Source organism: Nannocystis sp. (genome assembly GCF_016714285.1).
Lineage (GTDB): Bacteria > Myxococcota_A > Polyangia > Nannocystales > Nannocystaceae > Nannocystis.
The window spans coordinates 172,657-196,447 of the sequence record NZ_JADJNN010000035.1 but is presented as its reverse complement, the minus strand read 5'-3'; the positions used below and the strand labels follow the sequence as shown (position 1 = coordinate 196,447).

Genomic DNA, 23,791 nt, shown 5'->3' with positions numbered 1-23,791 from the left:
TGGTGGCGCGCTTTGATCGGGGGGACTGGGGCGTCTGCGACTGCATCTCGTTCAATCCAGGCTGACTCGAGCGATAGTCGGGGCGTGGCGCCCCGGGCGATCGAGTCGAAGGAGCAGGTGGTCGCGCGCCTGCGCGGTGTGGCGGCGCGCGAGGGCGAGGTGATGCGCTTCGGCGGGCATCACTTCACGCACGCGATCGTGGTGCGCGCGGGCGAGTGGCAGGTGCGGCGGCTCGTGCTCGATCCGGCCAAGGGAGCCGCGTATCTGGCGAAGCACGGGACGTTCATGCCGGAGCACGCGGAGACGCTGAGCGAGCCCGGGGACGCGGTGCTGCTGGCGGCGGGGTCGCGGGAGGGGCTGATCGCGGCGCTGCTGCGGGCCTGGCCGCTGCGCTGACCTTGGGGCCGCGGCGCTGGGGCGGTCAGGCCGTGACGATCGCGTACCAGTCGAGGTGCAGGCGGCCGGCGCCGCACTCGGGGTGGATGTGCGAGCGCAGGTTCTGGATGAAGAATTTGTAGGCGGGGAACTCGGCCGTCATGTTGAGGTCGCCGGGGCCGAGGACCGTGCTGGCGACGTCGTCGAAGCGCAATTGGTAGTCACCGGGCGGGCGGCTCTCGGCGCACAGGAGGCAGGCGTCGTCGCACTGACAGACGCCGCCGTCGATGGGTTCGAGGGTGGGGGCGATGAGGCCGTCGAGGCCGGCCACGGGCATCGTGCTGGCGCTGACGCCGACGGCGAGGACCACGGGGATCGGGATGTTGAAGGGCTCGAGCTTGACGACGACGCTGCGCAGCGTGACGCAGTCGGGCTGCCAGGCGAGGGTGACGGTGAAGCAGTCGCCGGGCAGCTCGACGGGGAGCTGGTTGTCGAAGCCGGTGCTGACGTGGAGGGTCTGGGCCGGGGGAGGGTCGGCGATGCAGTTGTCGAGGTTGACGGTCAGGCCGAAGGCGGTGACAAAGCCGATGCCGCGGTAGGTCTGCGGGGCGCAGTTCATCGGGTCGTTGGCGATCGGGTCGTCGTCGATGGTGGCGTCGAGCATGAGGCCGACGTCGTTGGGATAGAGGTGGCACGCCGGGAGGGGATCGTCGCCGGTGGTCACGTCGGTGGTGGGCGCTGCGGTGGTCGGAGCTTCGGTGGTCGGAGCTTCGCTGGTGGCGACGGCGGTGGTCGTGGCGCTCGTGCTGGTGGTCGCGGGCTCGCTGGCGCCGGGATCGTCGCTGTCGACGACGAAGCCGGGGTTTTCGCGGGTGCAGGCGCAGGCGAGGGCGACGAGGCAGGCGAGGCGGTGCATCGAGGAGGAGGCGAGCATAGCGAGGAGCGGCGCGCTGGGTGTCCGGTGGAGGGTTCGCTTGCGCACACGATGGCTGCGGCGGCGGGCGGAGCCGCTCAGGCGGGCTGGCAGATCTGGGTCACGTGATCGAAGACCGGGGTGGTGCAGGCGGCGGTCGACGTGCAGCCGCAGGCCCCGGCGACGCAGGTGTCGACGTTGCTGCCGCCCTGGCAGTCGGCGTCGACCTGGCAGCCGCAGGTGCCGGCGAGGCAGGCGGCGAGGCCGGGCTGGCCGCTCATCTGACAGTCGGTGTCGGCGCTGCAGCGACAGGCGCCGGTCGGGACGTCGCAGTGGGGCTGGCCGAGCTGGGGCGGGCAGTCGGCGTCGGCCAGGCAGGGGCGCACGCAGTGGTCGTCGACGCAGGTCGAGCGGTCGTCGCCGCAGACGAGCAGCGGTCGGCCGCCCTCGATCGGGTCGCGGGCGAGGGCGACGAGGCCGAGGTCCGTGCACATGAACATGTCGCCCTCGAGGGCGGCGCAGCGGCCCTCGCCGCCGGCGATCGTGATGCAGGCGCGGCCGGGGCCGCAGGCGGCCTGGTCGGCGCAGGGGTCCTGCCAGCCGCTGGCGGCGACGCGGCAGGCGTCGTCGTCGCTGCAGGGCGGGAGCTGGCAGGCGCCGGTGAGGCAGCGAAAGCCGCTGCCCTGGCCGGCGATGAGGCAGTCGGCGTCGACGCTGCAGGTCGGGGTGCAGCGCTGGAGCTCGACAGGTTCGCCGGTGGTCGGGGCGGGGTCGGTGGCGCTGGTGCTGCTGCTCGAGCTCGCGGTGGTCTCGGTGCCGCTGCCCCCGGGGGTGCAGGCGAGGGCGAGGGACAGGGCGAGCGACCCGCGACAATTCATGGCGACATGGATCGATCGATCGCGGCGGGCTGTCCACTGCACGCGGCCGCGCGGCGCGATCGTCGACTCAGGCGAGGGCGCGCACGAGGGCGGCGAAGACGTCGCCGCGTTCGCCGTAGTTCTTGAACCAGTCGTAGCTGGCGCAGGCGGGCGAGAGGACCACGGCGTCGCCGGGCTGGGCGAGGCTGCGGGCGGCCGCGACGGCGGCGGGCATGGTGGTCGCGCGGAGGGTCGGGACGACGCCGTCGCCGACGGCGAAGAACTGCTCGGTGGACTCGCCGATCGCCACCAGGCCGCGACCACCGCGGGCGAGCAGGGCGCGCAGCGGGGCGAGGTCGTCGCCCTTGGCCCGGCCGCCGGCGATGAGGACGACGGGGCGATCGAAGCCGTCGAGGCTGGCGAGGACGCTGGCGACGTTGGTCGCCTTGGAGTCGTCGTAGTAGGCGACGCCGGCGAGCTCGCGGACCAGGACCATGCGGTGCGGGAGGCCGCGGAAGGACTCGAGGCCGGCGAGGCAGGCCTCGCGCGGGGCGCCGAGGTGGCGGGCGGCGAGCAGGGCGAACAGGGCGTTCTTGCTGTTGTGGCGGCCGGCGAGGTGGAGGATGGCGCGCGGGTAGGTCTCGCCGTCGGGGAGCGCCAGGGTGTGGCCTGGGCCCGGGCCGTGGATCTGTGCGCCCGCCGCGGTGGCTGCGTGGGTGACGGACTCGGTGCCGGGTTGGGCGTCCACGAGGACAGTGCGGCCGCGGTGGGGCTGGTCTTGGAAGTAGGGGGTCCAGGGGTCGCCGGCGTCGAGCAGGGCGAGGCCGTCGTCGACGAGGCCGGCGAAGATGCGGGCCTTGGTGGCGGCGTAGTCGTTGAGGGTGGGGTAGCGATCGAGGTGATCGGGGGTGAGGTTCAGGATCATGGCCACGTCGCTCGGGTGCGGGCCGAGGGTCTCGAGCTGGAAGCTCGAGCACTCGAGGACGAGGCTGTCGGGGGCGGGCGTGTCGTCGGCGATCGCGGCGAGCACGGCGGCGGCGAGCGGGACACCGAGGTTGCCGCCGACGAAGGGGCGGCGGCCAGCGGCGGTGAGCAGGGCGCCGGTGAGGGCGGTGACGGTGCTCTTGCCGTTGGTGCCGGTGATCAGGACGGTGGGCAGGCGACCCCAGCGGTGGGCGGCGACGGCGAGGGACAGCGACATCTCGCCGTGGACCCGCGCGTGCGGGGCGAGGCGCTGTTGGGCGGCGCGGAAGGGGGAGGGGGGGACGCCGGGGCTGAGGACCATCAGGTCGATGCCGGCGAGGGCGGCGTCGGGCACGGTGGGCTCGCCGAGGAAGGCCTCGGCGCCGGCGGGGAGGCTGGCGGCGGGGCGCTGGTCGTAGACGCGGACGCGGGCGCCGAGGGCGAGGAGGAGGGCGGCGGCGGCGGAGCCGGACGCGCCGGCGCCGACGACGAGGGCGGTCTGGCCGGTCCAGGGGGTCGCTTGCATGGGCAATCTCTTGCGGGGGCTCGGGCGCAGGGCGAGGGTCTCAGCGGGGCGAGGGTCAGCGTGGGTCTGGCCTCAGCGCAGCTTGAGGGTGGCGAGGCCGATGAGGGCCAGCATGATGCTGATGATCCAGAAGCGGACGACGACCTTGGGCTCGCTCCAGCCCTTGAGCTCGAAGTGGTGGTGGATCGGTGCCATCTTGAACACGCGCTTGCCGGTCAGCTTGAAGCTGATGACCTGGACGATCACGCTGACGGCCTCGAGCACGAACAGGCCGCCGACGATGACGAGGGTGAACTCGTTCTTGGAGGCGACGGCGAGGAAGCCGATGCCGGCGCCGAGCGGGAGGGAGCCGACGTCGCCCATGAAGACGCTGGCGGGGAAGCTGTTGTACCAGAGGAAGCCGATGCCGGCGCCGCACATGGCTCCGGCGTAGACGGCGAGCTCGCCGACGCCGGGGATGTGAGGGATATTGAGATAGCGGGCGATGTCGAAGCCGGCGATGATCGTCCCGCCGGCGTAGGTGAGGAAGAGGAACGCCGCCGCCGACAACGCCACCGGGCCGATGGCGAGGCCGTCGAGGCCGTCGGTGAGGTTGACCGCGTTGGAGAAGCCGACGATCACGAGGGTCGCGAAGCCGAGGTACATCCACGCCGGCAGGGTGAAGATGTGCTGGTAGAAGTCGGTGAAGGGCAGCGCGAGGCGGTAGCGGATCGCCTCGGGCATGAGGCCGGAGTGGTCGAACAGGTACCAGACGGCGGCGCCGGCGACGATGAACTGCAAGAGCAGCTTGATGCGCCCGGGCAGGCCGCCGGAGCTCTTCTTGCGGATCTTGAGGGCATCATCGATGAAGCCGATCACGCCGCAACCGGCGGTCACGGCGGTGGCGAGCAGGACGAAGCCGTTGCTCATGTCCGACCACATCACCGTGGGGATGATCAGCGTGAACAGGATCAGGCTGCCGCCCATGGTCGGCGTGCCGCGCTTGGAGAAGTGCGACTTGGGGCCGTCGTCACGGACCACCTGGCCGAGCTGGATCTTCTGCAGGGTCCGGATGAACCACGGGTACAGGACCAGCGAGAGGATCAGGGCGGTCAGGGTGGCCGCGAGGATCCGCGTGGAGGTGTAGCGCAGGACGTTGAGCCAGCGCAGCCAGCTCACGTCGTCGTGGAGCGCGAAGAGCAGTTGGTACAGCAAGCCCTCGCGGGGATGGCACGGCCGGGCCGGGCGGCGCAACTATTTGGCGGGTCGGCGGGGGCTGGCGGCCGGGCTGCGGTTCGGTGGCGCGGGTGGTGCGGTCCGGGTGGTTCGGTGGCGCGGACGACGTCGCGCGGGCCGGTGCGGTCCGGCTTGGTGCCCGCGGAGGCTTGCCGTGCCGGAGGTCCGAGAGGGGGGTCGCCCTCAAACACGGCCTGACACACCGTCGCCGGGGTGATGCCCGGGTCTATGCCGGACTCGGTCGACCCCCCTCTCGGCCCTCCGGCACGGCAAGCCTCCGCTGAAGGACGGTGCGGTCGGCGTCGCCGAGCGCCGGACCGCACCGGCCCTGAGGGCGCGACATGGCCGTACGGACATGTCTCTTGCGACATGCTGACTGCGAGGCCGAGCGCCCTTGTGGTTACGGGCCACGCGCGACGAGGCCCGTGTGTCGAGGTGCTAACCGGTGTTGCTGAAGATCCAGTCGCGCCAGAGCTCCGGGAGGTCGTGCTCCGGGAGGCGCTGGGCGACCGAGAGCGGGGACCACTGCGGGCGCTTTGGCGGGGTGCGCAGGGCCAGGCCGGCCTGCTCGGGGGTGCGGCCGCCCTTGCGGCGGTTGCAGCTGCCACAGGCGGCGACGACGTTGGTCCACGAGGTCTTGCCGCCGGAGACGCGGGGGACGACGTGATCGAGGGTGAGCTCGGCGTCGGTGAAGATCTTCTGACAGTACTGGCAGCGGTGGTTGTCGCGGAGGTAGACGTTGCGGCGGGAGAAGCGGACCAGCTGGGGGCGGGCGCGGATGGTGCCGAGGAGGCGGACGACGGCGGGGGCCTGGAAGCTGCGGGTGACGGTGCGCACCTCGCGGTCGTAGCTGGCGAGGACCTCGACCTTCTCGATGAGGCTCATGCAGAGGGCGCGGTGCCAGGCGATGACCTTGACCGGGACGTAGCCTTGATCGAGTACCAGCGTCTTCATCGCGACCTCCTTCCCCACACGAACGCAGGCAAGGCTAGCACGGCGTCGGCGGGGGCTGGCGGCCCAGTTGCTGGGCTTGTTGGGGCGTTCCGGGCGCGATCTGGGTGGAGGCGTGGAGTTGTGGCGCAGGGGGGCGAGAGTTTGGTATCCGGGGGTGTGCATTGGACCCCCGAGACACTGGCGGCGGCCGCGGGCGGACGCCTGGTGCGGCGCGGCGCCGCGGAAGCGATCACTGGCGCCTTCATCGACAGCCGGACCCCGGTGGTCGGCGGCGTGTTCGTGGCGATCGTGGCCGCCCGCGACGGGCACGACTTCATCCCCGCGGCGCTCGCGGCCGGGGCGGCGGCGCTGGTGTGTCTGCCCGGGCGCGCGCCCGCGGACGCGGGTTGCACGGTGGTGGAGGTCTTGGACACGCTGGCGGCCCTGCACGCGCTGGCGCGGGCGGCCCGGGATCGCGTGCGCGGGCCGGTGGTGGCGGTGACCGGCAGCAACGGCAAGACGACCACGCGGGCGATGATCGCGGCGGTGCTGCGGACCCGCTATCCGCGGCTGCTGGCGACGGCGGGCAACTTCAACAACCACCTCGGGGTGCCGCTGACGCTGCTCAATGGGCCGGACGACGCCGACGCGGCGGTGCTCGAGCTGGGCATGAGCGCGCCGGGGGAGAACGCGCTGCTGGGGTCGATCGTGCGGCCGGAGGTCGCGGTGATCACGAGCGTCGCGCTCGAGCACCTCGAGTTCATGGGCAGCCTCGAGGCGATCGCGGCGGCCGAGGCCGAGGTGCTGCCGTACCTGCGCCCGGGCGGGGTGGTCGTGCTGCCCGACGATGAGCCGTTGTTGGCCGGGCATGTGCCGCAGGGGGTGAGGGTGCTGCGCTTCGGGGCGGAGGCGGACACGGCGGTGCAGATCGTCGGGGTCGAGCAGGACGAGCGGACCCACCTGACGCTGCGGCTGCATCACGGGGCGGGCGGCGAGGAGGTGCGGGTGGGGCTCTCGCTGTTCGGCGGGCACAACGCGCGCAACGCCGCGGCGGCGCTGGTGGTCGGGCTGTGGCTCGGGTGTCCGGTGGCGGGGATGCTCGAGGCGCTGGCGCAGGTGCAGCCGGTGGGCGACCGCGGGCGGGTGCTGAGCTTCGGGCCGCATCTGTTGATCGCCGACTGTTACAACGCCAACCCGGGCTCGATGGCGGCGGCGCTGCGCAGCCTGGCCGGGCTGCGGGGGCGGCGGCCGGGTCCGCTGGTGGCTGTCCTCGGGGACATGTTGGAGCTCGGGCCGACGGCGCCGCAGCTGCACGATGAGCTGGGGGCGCTGGTGGCCGAGCTGGGGCTCGATGCGCTGTTCACCTTCGGGAGCTTGAGCCAGCAGGCGACGGAGGCCGCGAGGGCGCGTGGGATCGCGGCCTGGCACGCGGGCGAGAGCGTGGACGACGTGGTGGCGGCGGTGCGGGCCCGCTTCAGCGCGCGGCCGGGGGCGCTGCTGGTCAAGGGCAGCCGGGGGATGCGGCTCGAGCGGGTGGTGGCGGCGCTCGCCGACGCGCTGCCGGGGGCTCCGCCGTCGGCGTGCGGCGTGTAGACTGCGGGGCGTGCTCCGCGTCGCGCTCCTGACCGTCTCGTTGGCGCTGCCCTCTCCTGTCGTGTTGGCGGCCGCGCTGGCGCCGACGGATCCGCTGGCGCCGGCGGTGCAACGGCCGGGCGGGGCGGCTCCGGTCGCGGCGCCGCGGGTGCAGCGTCCCGGCGCCGATCCCCTGGCCTCTGGGACAGGTGGCGGGAGCGGCGAGCTGGCCCCGGGGACAGGTGGCGGCGAGCTGGCCCCGGGGACAGGTGGTGAGCTGGCCCCGGGGACAGGTGGCGGCGAGCTGGCCGCTGGGACCGGTGCTGGCAATGGTGGTGAGCTGGCCGCCGGGACAGGTGTGAGCGCACCGCCGGTGACGGCGCCGCGGGCCGGGGTGTCGCGCAGGCCGCCGCAGCGGGCGCAGGAGGGCGTGTACGAGGTGCAGGCCGGGGTTGCCAAGGCGGGGGACGGGGTGCCGCGGTATTTTCGGGCGCCGTTCAACGAGTCGATGTGGCCGGCGGTGATGGGGCAGGAGATGTTGATGGTGATGGGTTCGGGGTCGCGCGAGTGTGTGACCTTGACGCGCAAGACGCCGGACGCGCTGTTCTACGTGCACCGCAAGAACGGCAAGCAGCAGGCGCCGCTGGTGGCCGTGACCTCGCTGCACCAGAACTCGTGGGAGTGCAAGACGCACGACGCGACGCCGTCGGAGTGGGCGCGCAGCGGGGCGGCGGTGGGGATCGGGCTGTCGGGGCTGGGGCTGGTGATGGGGGCGCTGTACGACATCGGGCACCCCGATCCCAAGTGCGAGCGTTCGCAGGTCGACGGGGCGGTGTGTACGAGGGGGGCGGTCGAGATGCCGCACTTTGTGTACTCGGTGATCGGGGTGACGACGACGACGCTGGGGACCCCGGTGGTGGCGATCGGCGGGCGCAGCACGAGCCGCGACCTGCGGGTGCAGGGCAAGATCTGGGCCCGGGCGATGGGCTGGACCTTCTATTCGGCGGCGACGCTGCTCAACGTCCTGTGGTTGACGGGCTTCTATGGCGACGTGAAGTCGCTGCAGCTGCGCGGGCTGACGGCCGGCGCCGGGGTGCTCGGGCTCGGCGGGTCGGGCTTCATGGCGGTCGATGCATTGACGGCGCGGCGGGAGCTGAAGCGGCTGCGCCTCGAGGACACGCAGCGGCGGCCGACGGCGAGCCGCGGGCTGCGCTTCGGGGCCTCGCCGATCGGCAGCAACGGGGTGCTGAGCGGGATGAGCCTGGGGCTCGGCGGGCGGTTCTAGTGCTGACGGGCGCGCAGGTCGCCGCGTACGCGCGTGACGGTTATCTGGCGGTGCCGGACTTCCTGGCCCCAAGGACATGTGCCGCGCTGATCGATCGGGCCGAGCAGATCGCGGCCGAGCAGGCGCCGACGGGGCCGCGCTCGCGGTTCTCGACGACGGAGCAGGCGCGCAGCAGCGACGCGTGGTTCCTGGGATCGGGGGATCAGCTGCGCTGCTTCTTTGAGGCGGACGCGTTCACGCCGGACGGGGCGCTGCGGGTCGCGCCGGAGCGGGCGATCAACAAGATCGGGCACGCGCTGCACGACCTCGATCCGGGCTTCGCGGAGGTGTCGTACGACCCGCGGCTCGTCGAGATCGCGGCGGCGATCGGGATGCGGGCGCCGCTGGCGGTGCAGAGCATGGCGATCTTCAAGCAGCCGGGGGTCGGCGGGGAGGTCGCGTGGCATCAGGACGCGACCTTTCTGTATACCGAGCCGCTGTCGGTGGTGGGTTTTTGGTTCGCGCTCGAGGACGCGACGCGGGACAATGGCTGCCTGTGGGTCGCGCCGGGTGAGCAGCGCGGGCCGCTGCGGCGGCGCTTTCGTCGTGAGGGGGACGGGGTGGGTTTTGCCCTGCTCGACGCGGCGGCGCTGCCGGGGCCGACTGAACCGGTCGCGCTGCCGGTGCGGGCGGGGACTCTGGTGCTGCTGCACGGACTCTTGCCGCACTGGAGCGGGGCCAACCGGTCGCCGCGGCGACGTCTGGCGTACTCGCTGCATTGTGTGGAGGAGGACGCGGCGTACCCGGCCGACAACTGGCTGCAGCGCGGGCCGCAGCTGCCGTTTCGTCGGCTCGCCGCGGGGTCGCCGCTGGCGCGTGCGGGGGCGCTGGTGTAGCGTCGCGGCCATGCTGTCACGTCGGTCCCGGGTCACGCTGCTGTTGGGTTTGTTGGTGCCGCTCGCGTGTGGCGGTGAGACGGCGCAGCGCGGGAGCAAGCAGGGGCCGAGCAAGCAGGCGGTGGAGGCGAAGGGTGAGGTGAAGGGCGAGGTGAAGGTCGCGCCCAAGGACGAGGTGGTCGAGGAGTATGCGTGGGTGTTGCCGCGGGGGATGAAGGCGCCGGCGGTGCCGGAGGACAACCCGATGACGGCGGCGAAGGTGAAGCTCGGGCACGAGCTGTTCTTCGACAGGCGGCTGAGCGTGGACGGGACGCGCAGCTGTTACAGCTGCCACCAGAACGAGCTCGGCAACGCCGACGGGCGGGCCCGGGCGCTCGGGCCGGGGGACAAGCTGTTGCCGCGAAATTCGCCGACGATCTGGAACGTCGCGTATCACGCGGAGAGCTACTGGGACGGCCGCGCGAAGGGGCTGGAGAAGCAGATGCTCGGGGCGTGGAAGGGCGGCAACATGGGGGTCGGAGAGCCGGGCCTCGCCGCCAAGGCGACGGAGATCGGCGGGTTGCCGGAGTACAGGGAGCAGTTCACGGCGGTGTTCGGCGCGGTGCCGGTGACGCCGGAGCTGGTGGCGAAGGCGGTGTCGGCGTACGAGCGCACGCTGCTGTGCGGCGACACGCCGTGGGACAGCAGCACGATGAGCCCGGAGGCGCAGCGCGGGTGGGAGCTGTTCCGCGGCAAGGCGGCCTGTGCGACCTGCCACAGCGGAGATAACTTCGCCGACGGGCTCTATCACAAGACCGGGGTCGGGGTGCCGGAGAGCGGCGAGGGCGGCGATCTGGGCCGCTTCGACGCGAGCAAGGCCGACGCCGACAAGTACAAGTTTCGCACGCCGACGCTGCGCAACGTCGGCAAGACGGCGCCGTACTTCCACGACGGCAGCGAGCCGGATCTGAAGGCGGCGGTGAAGACGATGGCGGCCGGCGGCAACCGCAAGATCAAGGACCTCGACAGCCAGCTGCTCGACCGCTCGCTGAGCGAGGCGGAGATCGACGATCTGGTGGCGTTCCTGCGCTCGCTCGATTGCCCGGGCTCGCTGGCGGTGATCGGCGATCAGACGGTGGCAGGGATCACGCCGGGGACCAGCGCGCCGGCGGAGGCGAAGCCGGCGGAGGCCAAGAAGGCCGGCTGAGGTCGCGGCGCCACCTGGCGGATCGGACAGGTGGCGGCGGGGGCCAAGCGGCGGCGCCACCTGGCGGATCGGACAGGTGGCGATCGATCTCGCCGGGTGGTGGCGCAGGCGTTAGCATGCGCTGGTGTTGCCGCGTTGCTTCGGGGTGCTCGGGGATCCGGTCGGACATTCGCGTTCGCCGCGGATGCACGCGGCTGCGTTCGCGGCGCTGGGTTTGCCGCACTGTTATCTCGCGTTTCAGGTCCGGCGCTCGGAGCTCGCGGCCGCGATCGCGGGGGCGGGGGCGCTGGGCTTTGGCGGGTTGAACCTGACGGCGCCGCACAAGCAGGCGGGGCTCGGCTGCGTCGACCGGCTGGGTGCAGCGGCGCGGCGGATCGGTGCGGTCAACACGTTGTGCTTCACGGCGGCGGGGGTGGTGGGGGAGAACACGGATGGGGTTGGTTTCGTGGCGGCCGCCCGCGAGCTGGGGGTGGCAGCGGTGGGCAGCGTGGCGGTGCTCGGGGCGGGCGGGGCGGCGCTGGCGGTGGTCGACGCGCTGGTCCACGAGGGGCTGCTGCGGGCCGGCGGGCAGCTGCGCTGGGTGACGCGTGAGCCGGCGCGGCTGGCGGGGCTGATCGCGGCGCGGCCGGAGTGGTCGGGGGTGGTGGCGACGGGTTGGGACGAGCTGGTCGACCGGCCGCTGCGGGCGGAGCTGCTGGTGAACTGCACGAGCGTGGGGATGCGCGGGGGCCGGTGGACTTCCCGGTGGGGCTCCGGCTGGGCGAGCTGCCGGCGCAGGCGCGGGTGATCGACCTCGTGTACGGGGGGCCGCCAGGGGGGTCGGGCGGGCTGCTGGAGCGGGCCGCGGCGCGCGGGCTGGCGACCCAGGACGGGCTGGCGATGCTGCTGTGGCAGGGGGTGCGGGCGCTCGAGCTGTGGCTCGGGATCGCGGCGTCCGCCGAGGTGGTGGCGGCGATGCGGGCGGCGCTTTACGCCGAAAATTTGCCGGGTGAGCCCGGTCCGGGGTAGGCCACGGGGCGCGCCTGTCCCGGGCGACCTGTCCCTCGGATCCGGTCCCGAAGGCCAGGTTGGATCGTCGCGTCTGCGAGGGACTGAAGATCTGATCACTCTTCCTGTCCGATCGGACAGGCGGTGGATCGTGTGTAGATCCGGGGCGAGTGTCCGATCTCCCTGAATTCTGATCTGCTATGAATCGCCGCGATCAGGACCGGCGGCAACCACGCCCGTGGGCGGCGAATCAGTGATCGGTCGGATCGCTGTGGATCGCCGCATTGCCGGCGAACCTGTCCTTTGGGACAGCGGCGCCAGGATCGCGAAGATCGCGAGATCCAGCGTTTACGGGGGCCCAGGGGCGGATGGGAGAAATTACGGTGACCGGCCTAGATGTCCTACATGTGGGGTGTAAAACCCCATAGGATCACCTGCGCGATCGGCGATCACAAATTTTTTGCAATGTGCGATCGGCTCGGATAATGCCTGTTCACGAGGCAGGTCGGTACCAGCTATGGCGCACTTTGAACTCGAGGACGCGGTGCAAGATCAGGCGAAGATCAAGGTGATCGGGGTGGGTGGCGCGGGTGGAAACGCCGTCAACACCATGATCCAGAACAAGGTGGAGGGCGTGGAATTCTACGTCGCCAACACCGACGTGCAGGCGCTGGAGCGCAGCCTGGCGCCGACGGTGATCCAGCTCGGGCGGGACATCACGCGCGGGCTCGGGGCCGGGGCCAACCCGGAGAAGGGCCGGGAGGCGGCGCTGGAGAGCGTGCAGGAGATCGCCGAGGCGCTCAAGGGCGCCGACATGGTGTTCGTGACGGCGGGGATGGGCGGTGGCACCGGCACCGGCGCCGCGCCGATCATCGCCCAGATCGCCCGCGAGATGGGGGCCCTGACGGTCGGCGTGGTGACCAAGCCGTTCCGCTTCGAGGGCAAGCGGCGCCTGCGTTTCGCGGAGGAGGGGATCGAGAAGCTCGAGAAGGCGGTCGACACCCTGATCACGATCCCGAACGACCGGCTGCTGCAGGTCACGAGCGCCAACACCAGCCTGCTCGACTCGTTCCGCCTGGCGGACGAGGTGCTGCAGCACGCGACCCAGGGCGTGTCGGACCTGATCACCGTACCGGGCATCATCAACGTCGACTTCGCCGACGTGCGCACGATCATGTCGGGCCAGGGGCGGGCGCTGATGGGCATGGGCATCGGCCACGACGAGGGTCGGGCGCTGCAGGCCGCGCAGCAGGCGATCAGCTCGCCGCTGCTCGAGGACGTCACGATCCACGGGGCGCAGGGCATCCTCATCAACATCACGGCCGGGCCGGACCTGAAGCTGCACGAGGTCGAGGAGGCCGCGTCGCTGATCCAGGAGGCGGCGCACGAGGACTGCAACATTATCTTCGGCGCGGTCATCGACCCGAACATGGGCGACGCGCTGCGGCTCACGGTGATCGCCACCGGCTTCGACCGCCACGCGCCGGCCGAGGACGAGCTGGAGCAGGTCATCCGGGCCCACTCGTCGGGCATCGTGTCGCGCGGGCGCCGGCAGTCGCAGGTCCAGGTGCCGGGCGTGCCCGGGCCGGGCATGACCAGCAATCCGCTGATCGGCGGGGCCAGCCATGGCGTCTCTGGCCATGTCTCTGGCCACAGCTCCGCGAGTCACAGCACCGTCGGGCTGCTCGGCAACGCGGCCACGCCGGCGCGTCAGCCCCTGGCGCAGGACCGCTTCGTGCAGCCGTCGGCGAGCTCGGCGGGGCTCAGCCGCAGCAACCTGCTGCGCGAGCCGCCGCCCGTGCTCGAGACGCGGGTCGAGCGGCATGACCGCGTCGAGCCGCGGGCTCCGGTGCGCACGCGCAACGAGCCGCCGGTGGCGCAGAGCGGCGATCCCAGCGATATTCCGGCGTTCCTGCGCCGGCGCGACGACAGCGGCCTTATCCGCTGATCGTGGGGAATCCGCAGAGTTTGCGGATTGTGGTGATCGCGGGCCGCGGCTCCTTCGGGGTCGCGGCCGCTTGCGTTGGTTCAGGCGCCGCTCGGCGACGGCGAGTTGTTCCGCGGGCGCGGAACGATCGTGGTGTCACGCGCCGAGCTTGACGGGCTGGCAGCTGGCGCGGAGGTCGTCCGAGAGGCAGGCGGCGGCGCTGGCCTGGCCGGCGGGGAGCTTCAGCGCGGCGATCCGGTCGGCGAGGCCGCTGCAGTCCCACGCGGCGTCGGCGAGGAAGAAGGTGTACTGCTCGCGGCGGGTGGTCGTCGCGGTCGGCTTGGCGCCGCCGTTGGGGACGTACGCGAGGTCCTCGAGCTCCTGGGTGACCATGCTGCCGCGGGCGACCAGCAGGGTCTGGGGCGGGCTCGGGACCTGCGGGCGAGCGCCGGGTGCTGTCGGGTGGTGGTTGGCGATGGCGTCGCGCTGGGCGGTGAACAGGACGGCGGTGTCGCCGATGCGCTGGTCCTCGAGCAGGGCGGTGACGCCGTCGTCCTGGATCATTCGCTGCTGGATCTGGACCCGGAAGTCGCCGAGCAGGCAGGTCGCGTCGGGGGTTGCGACGGTTGCGGGTGTGGCTGTGGGGGCGACGGCGACGCCGGTGGGCGGGGGACCGGGCTTGGGACAGGCGCTGAGCGCGAGGACGACGGCGACGAGGACGCTGCGAAGGGCGATCGCTGGCATGGTGGAGCCTCCTGCGGACAGGATAGGCGATCGGGTATCGGTGGGATGCGGCCGAGTCCGCGCGGCGATCCGCCGGACGGGGACGTTGCCGGCGTGCTCGAGGTCAGCCGGGGACGGGGACGTTGCAGCCGAACACGACGTCGACGTCGACGACGGTGCCGTCCTGGATGGCCTGGCAGGAGGCGCCGTGGAAGGTGACGGTGTTGGTGACGGGGTCGTAGGTCCAGCCGTTGGCGAGGTCGACGGGGATGCCGGCGGGGTCGTCGTCGAAGAACACGTAGATCTTGCTCGGGTCCTCGGGGACGCTGTCGAGCTTGAAGGTGCACGAGGCGACCGCGCCGGCGATGGTGTTGAGGGCGGCCTCGAGGCTGGCGGGGTTGTTGGCGTTGAAGGGGTCGGCGGTGCCACCGGCCTCGGCGATGCCCTTGAGCGAGCCGATGGCCTGGTCGGAGAAGCCGACGACGAAGGTCTTGACGGAGATGGTCTGGGACAGCAGCTTGCCGGCCGCGTCGGCGCCGTTGGTGACGGTCTGGCACTCGTTGTTCTCGCCGCCGTCGGTGATGAGGAGGACGGCGTTGCCGCGCTCGGGGTCCTGCAGGGAGTCCTCGCCGATGAGGGCGTAGAGGGTGTTGCCGGTGCTGGTCTCGGGCTTGCCGGAGTTGCACAGGTAGAGCAGGCCCTTGTCGGCGAGGAAGCCGGTGATCGGGCCGGCGTTCTGGTTGCCGAGGGGGACGGCGATCTTGCCGGCGCTGCACTCCTGACCGGGGACGCAGCCGGAGTAGGTGACGAGGCCGAAGCGGATGTCGGTGTTGAAGGTGTTGACGAGCTGGTCGATCGCGTCCTTGGCGACCTCCCAGCGGTTCTTGTTGGAGTCCTGCACGTCGCCGTCCATGCTGCCGCTGCGGTCGAGCACGATCATGACGTTGGGCGGGACGACGGTGAGGTTGAAGGACGAGGCACCGCAGCCGCCGATCTCGCAGGTGCCGCCGTCACACTTGAAGCCGGGGTCGCAGTCCTCGTCGACGAGGCAACCGTTGGCGTTCACGCACACGCCGGTCCACGGGGTGCAGTGCTCGCCGGGCGGGCAGTCGCCGTCGCCGCTGCAGCTGCTGCCGCTGCCGGTGCCGCTGTCGTCACCGCCCGGGCCGGCGCTGGTCGGGCTGCTGTCGCTGGTGCCGGAGTCGGTCGCGCCGGTGATGGTGGTCGGGTCGCCGGTGGGGTCGCCCGAGGGGTCGGTGATCGTGATGCTGGTGACGCCGGTGACGCCGGTGACACTGGTGGCGTCGGCGTTGCCGCGGCCGCTGTCGCCGCAGGCGAGGAGCAGGGCGAGGACGCAGAGGCTGAAGGGGGAGGAGTTCATTCGCAGCATGGGCACCTGGGGCCGAAATCGGTCCATGTGCGCATATAACCGAGCTCGCTGCGGAGGGGAAGCAGCGCGGTGTTTGGTGAACCTGGCCACATGATGCACAGGCACAGAAGATAGCTTTGGTAGTACATTTCGTCGGATGGAGCTGCGCGAGACGATCGACCTCGAGGTGGAGCGGCTGGGCTTGCCGGGGCTGCGGACCGAGCTGGCGGCGCTGCAACACGAGCTGTGGGCGCTGGGGCGGCGCGAGGGGGAGCTGCGGCGATCGATCTCGCTGTGGGATCGGTGGATGATCTTCAGCGACACGCCGGAGGAGCTGCAGGTCAAGGGGGCGCGGCGGAGGCGGGCGCAGGTGGAGCGCTCGCTGGCCTTCGTGCGCAAGCAGGTCGACGCGGCGCACGCCCGGCTCGGCGAGCTGTGCCCGCCCTTCGCGGTGGCGCTGGGCCTGGCCGAGTGCCTGCCGCTGGCGTACACGGGGGTCGCGGTGGAGGGCTGGTTGCGTCGGCGAGTCGGCGGCGGCGATGATCTGCAGGCCGCGCTGGCGGGGTTGGCGGGGCTGCTGCGGCGGACCTATTTTCCGGGGCTGGACTTCGCGGCGCTGCGCGAGCGGCTGGCTGACGCGAGCGCGTGTCAGGCGTTGTCGGGGCTGGCCGAGCTGCCGCTGGCGATGGCGCCGGGGCTGGGGCACGCGCCGGTCGGCGACGCGGCGCTCGGTCGCGTGGCGGAGCAGCTGCTGGGCAACGGCTTCTTCGCGGCCCGCTACCGCGAGGACCTGCTGCTGCGCCGCTGCGCCGAGCTGGTCGCGCAGATCGACGCGGCCGACGCGGCGATCGGGCTGTGGGATCGGATCAACGTGTTCACGAAGTCGGCGGACGAGCTGATGCTCGCGGCGGCGACCAGCGAGCAGAAGACGGCGGAGACCGAGCTGCGCCAGATCGTCGAGCGGCAGCAGCGGCTGCTGCACGCGGCGATGCGGGCCTATCCGCCGCTCGACTTCTATCACGGGGTGATCGAGGCGCTCGGCATCGCCGAGCTGCTCGCCACGGCGAAGGAGTCGGTGATCACGGCGAACGGGACGGTGGAGCAGCGCTCGGTGGTGGCCCCGCGGGCGCTGCTGCTGGCGGCGGTGCGGCGGCTGCAGGCCGTGTTCGCGGCGACCTTCCCGGGGGTGCCGTCGCCGCAGGAGCTGCGGCAGGCGGTGAGCGCGACGGCGCCGGGGCTGTACGGTGATCCGCGGGCGGCGGCCTTCGTGGCGCGGGCGGGCGCCTCGCAGCGGCTGCAGGCGCTGCGCGACGAGGCGCTGGTGCACGCGGGGATGGTGGGTCAGCTGGGGCGCGAGCTGGCCGAGGTGCAGGGCCAGATCTCGCTGATCGATCGCCTGGTGTTCTGGTCGGACACCGACGCGGAGAAGGCCGCGCGCACGCTGGCCGGGCGCAGCGAGGCGAACGCGGCGTGGACCGGGCGCCTGTGGCAGCAGATGTTGACGGAGGCGCGGCAGATCGGGGCGACGATCGGGCCGCTGGCGGCGCGCGACTGGGCGGTCGCGGTGGCGGCCGCGATCGCCGAGATCCACACGGACCGCGGCTCGAGCTCGTTCCCCAAGGACTGTCAGGTGTACAAGCGCGAGGCGGCGCTGGCGGCCATCGCGTCGCTGCGCGGGGTGTTCGAGCGGATCTACGGGGTGCGCGGGGGGCTGTCCGAGCTGATGGCGGCGACGGTCGCGGCGTCGACGGTCGCGCATGTCGTGTACGAGGATCCGATCCAGGGCTACGCGCCGCTCGGGGCCGAGGCGCTGCCGCAGCTGCTGGCGGCGCGGCTGGACGGGACCGACTTCGTGGCGCTGTACCACGAGGTCGGGCGGCGGCAGGGCGCGCTGCGGCGGGCTGACAGCGAGCGTGAGCTGGTCGAGGGCGACATCTCGCTGTGGGACCGCATCAACGTGTTCAAGACGACGGAGGCCGAGGCGCAGCGCGACGCGCTGAGGCAGCAGATCGGCGGGCTCGAGGGGGAGCTGGAGCAGCTGCGGGGGCGGCTGGCGGCGCACTTCTGGGAGGCGCTGCGGGGCTATCCGCCGGCCCTGCTGGCGGCCGAGCTGTCGGCGGTGGTCGACGCGGTCGACGACATCCGGGCGGTCTGTCGCTCCTACACGGTGACGGTCGGCAGCGGCAAGAACCGGACGACGCAGACGCGCTACAGGTGCGACCTGGTCGGCCTGGATGCGGCGCTCAACGCGTTCACGCGGTGGTCGGCGCGGATGGTCCAGGCCTTCGGCGAGCAGCTCGGGTATCACGAGCTGCTCGAGGCGATCGAGCTCGAGGCGGCGCCGGCGGGCGGCGAGCCGCAGTCGTAGGCGGCTGTCTCGGTCGTGGGCGTGGTGGGTGGGCGCGGGTCGCGAGCTGTGGTCGTGGGCGGCTGTCCGGCGGGCCCTGGGCGTGGTAGGGAGTCGCTGCCGCGGGAATGCCTGCGTGGCTCGCTGCGTTCGCTGCCAAATCGTAGGGCCCAGAGACCTGGACATGGAAACCATGAAGCCGTCGAGATCCCCCGACCTGCGCCCGCTCGGCGCGCTGAGCCTCGCCGTGGCGATGGTGATTGCGACCTTCGTGGCGGCGAGCACCTGGGAGCGGGTGCGGGTGCGCCCGGAGGCCCGCAGCATCGAGATCACGGGGTCGGCGAAGAAGCGCATCGTGTCCGACCTGATCGAGTGGTCGGCGACGATCGAGGCGAGCGCGCCGGACCGGCTGGTCGCCTACAAGCAGCTGCGTGAGCACTCGGCGCGGGCGCAGGAATTTCTGACCACGCGCGGGGTGCCGGCGCAGGAGATCTTCGCCTCGTCGGCGGCGGTCGACCCGGTCTACACGACGGAGTACATCGGCACCGGCGACGATCGCATCGCCCGCCAGGTGCTGTCGGGGTATCTGGCGCGGCAGTCGGTGGTGGTGCGCTCGACCAACGTGACCCTGGTCGAGAAGATGTCGCGCGAGATCACGGAGCTGCTCGAGCAGGGCATCATCATCACCTCGTCGGCGCCGCTCTATCACTACACGAAGCTCGGCGAGATGAAGATCGAGATGCTGGCGGAGGCCTCCAAGGACGCGCGCACGCGCGCGGAGAACATGGTCAATTCGGCCGGGGGCGCCAGCCTGGGCAAGCTGCGCAGCGCCGACATGGGGGTCATCAACATCAACCCGGCCAACGTGACCCAGGGCTCGTGGGACGGCAACAACGACACGACCTCGCTGGAGAAGGACATCATCACGATCATCCACGCGAGGTATGAGCTCGAGTGAGCGGGGCCGGGTATGATGCCGGGATGATGACCTGGCTTGCACCTGTCCTGATCTCCTCTTCACTCCTCTTCGCCTGCGGCGCCGACAAGGGCGGCGGCGACAGCACCTCGGGCGAGTCCACCGGCGCGGCGAGCAGCGCGACAACGGAGGGCGCCGGTAGCAGCGGCGATGTGGTGACCACCGGCGAGCAGTGCCCCGCGATCGGCTGCGGGGAGTGTGCGGGCGGCTGCGTCGCGGAGCAGAGCTGCGTCGACGGGCAGGTGATCTGCGACTGCTCGATGTGCCCGGCGACCACCAGCGGCGGGACCAGCAGCAGCGACTCGGCGAGCAGCGATCCGGGGAGCACCGGCGAGCCCTCGACCACTGGCGGGACCGGGGAGACGACCGGCGGCGGCGGAGCGATCGACTGCATCGCCGATCCGCAGGTGTTCCCCGAGTTCGACCGCAGCTGCATGAACAACCGCGATTGCACGATCGTGCTCCACCAGGTCGACTGCTGCGGCAGCCTGGTCGCGTGGGGGGTGAACAACGACGCCAGCAAGCCCTTCGCCGAGGCCGAGGCGGTGTGCCAGGAGCAGTTCCCGCAATGCGACTGCGCGCCGATGTTGACGGTGTGCGACGACGGCAAGATGACGGGTGACGTCGGGCTGATCGAGGTCGCGTGCATGAAGGGCAGCTGCGGCACCTCGCTGCCGTGAGGGCGGGGGCGTCGCCACCGGAGCGACGCGACCACGACGCGACGGCGGAAGTCGGTGACGACCGAGCCGCGGGGCGTGGCGGTCGAGCCGGTGCTGGCTCAGTAGCCGAGGCGCTCGAGCAGGCGCTCTGTAACGGTCGGGATGCCGCCGAGCGGGCGCTCGCCGGGGCTGATCCAGGCGCACTCGCCCGCGGGACTGCCCGCACCGTCGGCGAGGTCGAGGTCGGCGCGCAGGGGCCACAGCATCCACACGCGGTGGGTGAAGACGTGCTTGATCGGCTCGTGCGGCGGCTCGATCTTCTGCACGCGCACGCCGAGGGCCTTGCGCACGGCGGCGGGGGTCAGCTTGCTGCGGTCGAACAGGCCGCCGTGCGGGGCCTCCGGTGGGGCGGGCGGGCGCTCGAGCAGCGGGAGGCACCACATGCCGGCGAGCAGGCCGGCGTCGGGGCGGCGGGTGAGCAGCAGGCGGCCGGCCTTGCGCAGGCCGACGGCCCACAGGTCGTGCTGCGGCGAGGCGGCGCGCAGCTTCGGGGCGGGGATCTGGTCGACCAGGCCGCGGGCGTGGGCGCGGCAGTGCGGGCGCACGGGGCACGCGTCGCAGCGCGGCTGTTGTGGGGTGCAGACGGTGGCGCCGAGCTCCATCAGGGCCTGGGCGAGCACGCGGGGCGAGCCGGCCTCGACGATCTGCTGGGCCAGCGCCCAGTGGCCGGCCGCGTCGGCGCCCTGTTGTTTGGGCTCGGCGATCGCCTGCAGTCGCGAGAGCACGCGGGCGACGTTGCCGTCGACCAGCGCGGCGGGCAGGTCGTGGGCGATCGAGGTGATGGCGCCGGCGGTGTAGCGACCGATGCCGGGGATCTCTCGCAGCTGGTCGGGCGCGGCGGGCAGGCGTCCGCCGAGCTGGGTGTGTACGTGCTGGGCGCCGGCGTGGAGGAGGCGGGCGCGGCGGTAGTAGCCGAGGCCGCTCCAGGCGGCGAGCACCTGCTGCAGGTCGGCGGCGGCGAGGCTGGCGACGTCGGGGAAGCGGCGCATGAAGGGGGTCCAGTAGGCCTTCACGGTGTCGACGCGGGTCTGCTGCAGCATCACCTCGGAGACCCAGATCGCGTAGGGGTCGCGGGTGTGTCGCCATTCGAGGTCACGCTGGTGGGCGAGGAACCAGGGGGCCAGGGCCCGCGCGAGCTGGTCGGCGCGGGCGAGTTGTTCGGCCCGCGAGCGCAGGTCGGCCCGCGCGAGCAGGTCGGCCCGTGCGAGTTGTTCGGCCTGGGCGAGCAGGTCGGGTCCGTTCGGGCGGGACTGTGGGGGGGCGTCCGGGCGTTTCGCGGCTGCCGGTGCGACGGCTGCGGGCTGCGGCCTGTGGCCCGCCGCGGGCCGTGCAGAGGGGGCTTTGCGGCGTGGAGCGATATCGGACACGAGGCGGCTGTAGCACGTTTTCGCGGCCGCGCGGCGGGGGTATAAGCTCGCGGCCTCGCATGTTCCGCAAGAGCGACACTCACATCCACTTCGTCGGCATCGGCGGTATCGGCATGAGCGGCATCGCCGAGGTGTTGCTGACGCTGGGGTATCAGGTGACGGGCACCGACCTCGCGGAGTCCGAGGTGACGCGGCGGCTGACGCAGCTGGGCGCGACGGTGCACCGCGGGCACGCTGCGGAGTTCCTCGGCGACGCGGACGTGGTGGTGGTGTCGTCGGCGGTGCGGGCCGACAACCCGGAGGTGACGGCGGCCCGTTCGCGGCACATCCCGGTGATCCAGCGGGCCGAGATGCTGGCCGAGCTGATGCGGCTCAAGCAGGGCATCGTCATCGCGGGGTCGCACGGGAAGACCACGACCACCAGCCTGATCGCGTCGGTGCTGCAGCGGGCCGGGCTCGACCCGACGGTGGTCATCGGCGGCAAGCTCAACTCGCTCGGCTCGAGCGCGCGGCTCGGCAGCTCGGACCTGCTGGTCGCCGAGGCCGATGAGAGCGACGGCAGCTTCCTGGTGCTGACGCCGACCTTCGCGGTGGTCACCAACATCGATGACGAGCACATGGACCACTACGGGACGATGCAGCGGCTGTGCGACGCGTTCGTCGGCTTCGCCAACCGGGTGCCGTTCTACGGGCTTTCGGTGCTGTGCAGCGACGACCCGCGGGTCGCGGCGATGCTGCCGCGGCTGACCAAGCGGGCGCTCACCTACGGGTTCAACGCCGAGGCCGACTACAGCGCGTACGACCTGCGGCACGACGGCCCGCAGACGTTCTTCCGCGTGCGCGCGCGCGGCGAGGAGGCCGGCGAGTTCGTGCTGCACATGCCCGGGGTGCACAACGTGCTGAACGCGCTGGCGACGATCGCGATCGCCGACGCGCAGGGCGTCGATCGGGCGCTGACCCGCGCCGCGCTGGCCGAGTTCACGGGGGTTCAGCGGCGATTCACGGTGCGCGGCACGGCCCGCGACGTGCTGGTGGTCGACGACTACGGCCACCACCCGACGGAGATCCGGGCGACGCTGGCGGGGGCCCGGACCAGCTACCCGCAGCGGCGCCTGGTCGCGGTGTTTCAGCCGCACCGCCACACGCGGGTGCGCGACCACCTCGCGGCCTTCGCGGCCTGCCTCGACGCTGCCGATGCGGTCGTGCTGACCGACATCTACGCGGCCGGCGAGGCGCCGATCGAGGGGGTGTCGATCGAGCGCCTGTGCGAGCTGACGCGCGCGCGTCAGCCGGGGCGGGTGGTCCGGCTCGACAAGTCGGTGGTCGGGCTCGCCGATCGCCTGGCCGCGGAGACGCGCCCCGGCGACCTGGTGATCACGCTCGGGGCCGGCAGCGTCACCCGGGTCTCGCACGAGTTGGCGGCCCTGCTGGCCCGGACGTAGCAGCGCCATGACCCGGGGCTCCGCGCTGCTCGCCGACCTGGCCCTGCCCGAGCTGCCGCCCGGCGCGATCGAGCTGCGCCAGGACGAGCCGATGCGTCGCCACACCACGCTGCGCCTGGGTGGCCCCGCGGACCTGTGGGCCCGCCCGGCCGACGAGGCCAGCCTGGCGGCGCTGCTGGCCTGCTGCGACCGCGCGGGCGTGCCGGTGTGCTTCGTCGGCGGCGGCAGCAACCTGTTGGTGCGCGACGGGGGCATCCGCGGCGTCGTGATCAACCTCGGTCGCATGACCCGCGTGTGGCAGCCAGACCCCGAGGGCGCGCCGGAGCAGGTCGAGGTCGAGGCCGGGGCGACGACCGGCAAGCTGTTGTTGGCGGCGACGCAGTGGCAGCTCGGCGGGCTCGAGTTCCTCGGCGGCGTGCCGGGCTCGGTCGGCGGCGGGCTCATCATGAACGCGGGGACTTACCTCGGTGAGTTCACCAGGGTCGTCACCGAGGTCCGGAGTCGGCGGCGCGACGGCAGCGCGGTGCGTCGAGATCACGCCGCGTGTGGGTTTCGCTACCGCGCCTCGGACCTGCCGGCCGACGAGGTCGCGTGCGCGGCGAGCCTGCGCCTGTGGCCGCGCCCGCGGGCGGAGATCGAGGCCGAGGTGGCGAGCCTGCGGGAGCGTCGCAAGCAGCGCGAGCCGAGCGGCGTCGACAACAACGGCAGCACCTTCACGAACCCGCCAGGGGAGTTCGCGGGGCGGCTGATCGAGGCGGCGGGGCTCAAGGGGCTGCGGATCGGCGCGGCCGAGGTGAGCCCGGTGCACGCCAACTGGCTGGTGATCCGCCGCGATGTCGACGAGCCCGCGCGGGCGGCCGACCTGCTCGCATTGATCGGCCGCGTCCGCGAGGCGGTGCAGGCGGCCCACGGCGTCACGCTCGAGCTCGAGGTGAAGGTGGTCGGCGAGGCGGCGCAGTGATAGAAGGCCAGGCCATGAGCCACCACCCCACCGACTTCCAGGGCTCCGTGACCGACGCGATCCGCGAGGCGATCGTCGCGGCGATCTCCGACGCCGAGGTGCTGGTGTCGGGCGGCGGCGGGCACTTCACGATCGAGGTCACGTCGAAGGTGTTCGCGGGCAAGAGCCGGGTCGAGAGCCAGCGCCTCGTCTACGCGGCGATCACCCACCTGATGCGCGGCGACATGGCCCCGGTGCACGCGGTCGACAGCCTGCGCACGCACGCGGCGTAGG

The 23,791-nt window shown here is 72.3% G+C and carries 22 protein-coding genes; 14 read left to right on the top strand and 8 right to left on the bottom strand.

Annotated elements, in window-relative coordinates; all coding sequences use genetic code 11:
* The first annotated feature begins 84 nt into the window (after nucleotides 1-84).
* Nucleotides 85-396, top strand: coding sequence for a hypothetical protein (locus tag IPJ59_RS33020; RefSeq protein ID WP_293275236.1), 312 nt, complete (start codon nucleotides 85-87; stop codon nucleotides 394-396).
* Between the two features lie 25 nt (nucleotides 397-421).
* Here IPJ59_RS33020 and IPJ59_RS33015 read toward each other — a convergent pair whose 3' ends face one another.
* The 5 genes from IPJ59_RS33015 to IPJ59_RS32995 all read right to left on the bottom strand — a co-directional run bounded on the left by IPJ59_RS33015 (nucleotide 422) and on the right by IPJ59_RS32995 (nucleotide 5,803).
* Entirely contained in the window at nucleotides 422-1,291 is an 870-nt protein-coding gene (locus IPJ59_RS33015) for a hypothetical protein (RefSeq protein ID WP_293275234.1), read from the bottom strand.
* A gap of 95 nt (nucleotides 1,292-1,386) precedes the next feature.
* Nucleotides 1,387-2,166 carry a hypothetical protein gene (locus IPJ59_RS33010; RefSeq protein ID WP_293275232.1) on the bottom strand — a complete coding sequence of 260 codons (780 nt, stop codon included), beginning with the start codon at nucleotides 2,164-2,166 and terminating at the stop codon, nucleotides 1,387-1,389.
* A gap of 67 nt (nucleotides 2,167-2,233) precedes the next feature.
* On the bottom strand, nucleotides 2,234-3,634 hold the full coding sequence (gene murD, locus IPJ59_RS33005; protein WP_293275230.1) for a UDP-N-acetylmuramoyl-L-alanine--D-glutamate ligase: 1,401 nt from the start codon (nucleotides 3,632-3,634) through the stop codon (nucleotides 2,234-2,236).
* Nucleotides 3,635-3,706: 72 nt separating this feature from the next.
* Nucleotides 3,707-4,828, bottom strand: a complete 1,122-nt coding sequence (gene mraY / locus IPJ59_RS33000) for a phospho-N-acetylmuramoyl-pentapeptide-transferase (protein WP_293275228.1) — start codon at nucleotides 4,826-4,828, stop codon at nucleotides 3,707-3,709.
* 459 nt (nucleotides 4,829-5,287) lie between these two features.
* Complete coding sequence (locus tag IPJ59_RS32995; protein ID WP_293262179.1) at nucleotides 5,288-5,803, bottom strand: HNH endonuclease; 516 nt, start codon at nucleotides 5,801-5,803, stop codon at nucleotides 5,288-5,290.
* Nucleotides 5,804-5,959: 156 nt separating this feature from the next.
* Between IPJ59_RS32995 and IPJ59_RS32990 the strand changes: the two genes are divergently transcribed.
* The 7 genes from IPJ59_RS32990 to ftsZ all read left to right on the top strand — a co-directional run bounded on the left by IPJ59_RS32990 (nucleotide 5,960) and on the right by ftsZ (nucleotide 13,635).
* Nucleotides 5,960-7,375, top strand: a complete 1,416-nt coding sequence (locus tag IPJ59_RS32990) for a UDP-N-acetylmuramoyl-tripeptide--D-alanyl-D-alanine ligase (RefSeq protein ID WP_293275227.1) — start codon at nucleotides 5,960-5,962, stop codon at nucleotides 7,373-7,375.
* Between the two features lie 10 nt (nucleotides 7,376-7,385).
* Complete coding sequence (locus IPJ59_RS32985) at nucleotides 7,386-8,639, top strand: hypothetical protein (RefSeq protein WP_293275226.1); 1,254 nt, start codon at nucleotides 7,386-7,388, stop codon at nucleotides 8,637-8,639.
* Nucleotides 8,639-9,514: a phytanoyl-CoA dioxygenase family protein gene (locus IPJ59_RS32980; protein ID WP_293275225.1), complete on the top strand. Its 876-nt coding sequence runs from the start codon at nucleotides 8,639-8,641 to the stop codon at nucleotides 9,512-9,514. The genes IPJ59_RS32985 and IPJ59_RS32980 overlap by 1 nt, the downstream gene beginning before the upstream one ends.
* Before the next feature lie 10 nt (nucleotides 9,515-9,524).
* Nucleotides 9,525-10,700 (top strand): cytochrome-c peroxidase, encoded by a 1,176-nt coding sequence (locus IPJ59_RS32975; RefSeq protein ID WP_293275224.1) that lies wholly within the window; start codon nucleotides 9,525-9,527, stop codon nucleotides 10,698-10,700.
* 124 nt (nucleotides 10,701-10,824) lie between these two features.
* Complete coding sequence (locus tag IPJ59_RS32970) at nucleotides 10,825-11,487, top strand: shikimate dehydrogenase family protein (protein WP_293275222.1); 663 nt, start codon at nucleotides 10,825-10,827, stop codon at nucleotides 11,485-11,487.
* The gene (locus IPJ59_RS32965) at nucleotides 11,445-11,708 is read left to right on the top strand and encodes a hypothetical protein (protein ID WP_293275220.1); all 264 of its coding nucleotides are present in this window, start codon (nucleotides 11,445-11,447) and stop codon (nucleotides 11,706-11,708) included. The genes IPJ59_RS32970 and IPJ59_RS32965 overlap by 43 nt, the downstream gene beginning before the upstream one ends.
* A 496-nt stretch (nucleotides 11,709-12,204) precedes the next feature.
* Nucleotides 12,205-13,635 carry a cell division protein FtsZ gene (gene ftsZ / locus IPJ59_RS32960; RefSeq protein WP_293275218.1) on the top strand — a complete coding sequence of 477 codons (1,431 nt, stop codon included), beginning with the start codon at nucleotides 12,205-12,207 and terminating at the stop codon, nucleotides 13,633-13,635.
* A 135-nt stretch (nucleotides 13,636-13,770) separates the two neighbouring features.
* On the opposite strand, the gene IPJ59_RS32955 is transcribed toward ftsZ, so the two are convergent.
* Both IPJ59_RS32955 and IPJ59_RS32950 read right to left on the bottom strand, forming a co-directional pair.
* Nucleotides 13,771-14,358, bottom strand: coding sequence for a hypothetical protein (locus IPJ59_RS32955; protein ID WP_293275216.1), 588 nt, complete (start codon nucleotides 14,356-14,358; stop codon nucleotides 13,771-13,773).
* A gap of 103 nt (nucleotides 14,359-14,461) precedes the next feature.
* Complete coding sequence (locus tag IPJ59_RS32950; protein WP_293262155.1) at nucleotides 14,462-15,718, bottom strand: vWA domain-containing protein; 1,257 nt, start codon at nucleotides 15,716-15,718, stop codon at nucleotides 14,462-14,464.
* Nucleotides 15,719-15,863: 145 nt separating this feature from the next.
* Here IPJ59_RS32950 and IPJ59_RS32945 point away from each other — a divergent pair, with 145 nt between their 5' ends.
* The 3 genes from IPJ59_RS32945 (at nucleotide 15,864) to IPJ59_RS32935 (ending at nucleotide 19,709) form a co-directional block, all read left to right on the top strand.
* On the top strand, nucleotides 15,864-18,074 hold the full coding sequence (locus tag IPJ59_RS32945) for a hypothetical protein (RefSeq protein WP_293275215.1): 2,211 nt from the start codon (nucleotides 15,864-15,866) through the stop codon (nucleotides 18,072-18,074).
* A 172-nt stretch (nucleotides 18,075-18,246) separates the two neighbouring features.
* Nucleotides 18,247-19,011 carry an SIMPL domain-containing protein gene (locus IPJ59_RS32940; protein WP_293262149.1) on the top strand — a complete coding sequence of 255 codons (765 nt, stop codon included), beginning with the start codon at nucleotides 18,247-18,249 and terminating at the stop codon, nucleotides 19,009-19,011.
* 23 nt (nucleotides 19,012-19,034) lie between these two features.
* Nucleotides 19,035-19,709, top strand: coding sequence for a hypothetical protein (locus IPJ59_RS32935; protein ID WP_293262146.1), 675 nt, complete (start codon nucleotides 19,035-19,037; stop codon nucleotides 19,707-19,709).
* A 98-nt stretch (nucleotides 19,710-19,807) separates the two neighbouring features.
* Here the strand turns inward: IPJ59_RS32935 and IPJ59_RS32930 are convergent, their stop codons facing one another.
* A complete protein-coding gene (locus IPJ59_RS32930) occupies nucleotides 19,808-21,115 on the bottom strand; it encodes an A/G-specific adenine glycosylase (protein WP_293275214.1) in 1,308 nt (435 codons plus the stop codon).
* Between the two features lie 59 nt (nucleotides 21,116-21,174).
* On the opposite strand from IPJ59_RS32930, the gene murC reads away from it, so the two are divergent.
* The 3 genes from murC to IPJ59_RS32915 are packed head-to-tail and all read left to right on the top strand — an operon-like array spanning nucleotide 21,175 to nucleotide 23,790.
* Complete coding sequence (gene murC / locus IPJ59_RS32925) at nucleotides 21,175-22,557, top strand: UDP-N-acetylmuramate--L-alanine ligase (RefSeq protein ID WP_293275213.1); 1,383 nt, start codon at nucleotides 21,175-21,177, stop codon at nucleotides 22,555-22,557.
* Nucleotides 22,558-22,564: 7 nt separating this feature from the next.
* Nucleotides 22,565-23,518, top strand: coding sequence for a UDP-N-acetylmuramate dehydrogenase (gene murB / locus IPJ59_RS32920; protein WP_293275212.1), 954 nt, complete (start codon nucleotides 22,565-22,567; stop codon nucleotides 23,516-23,518).
* Between the two features lie 14 nt (nucleotides 23,519-23,532).
* Nucleotides 23,533-23,790, top strand: a complete 258-nt coding sequence (locus IPJ59_RS32915; protein ID WP_293275210.1) for a BolA/IbaG family iron-sulfur metabolism protein — start codon at nucleotides 23,533-23,535, stop codon at nucleotides 23,788-23,790.
* Nucleotide 23,791 lies beyond the last annotated feature (1 nt).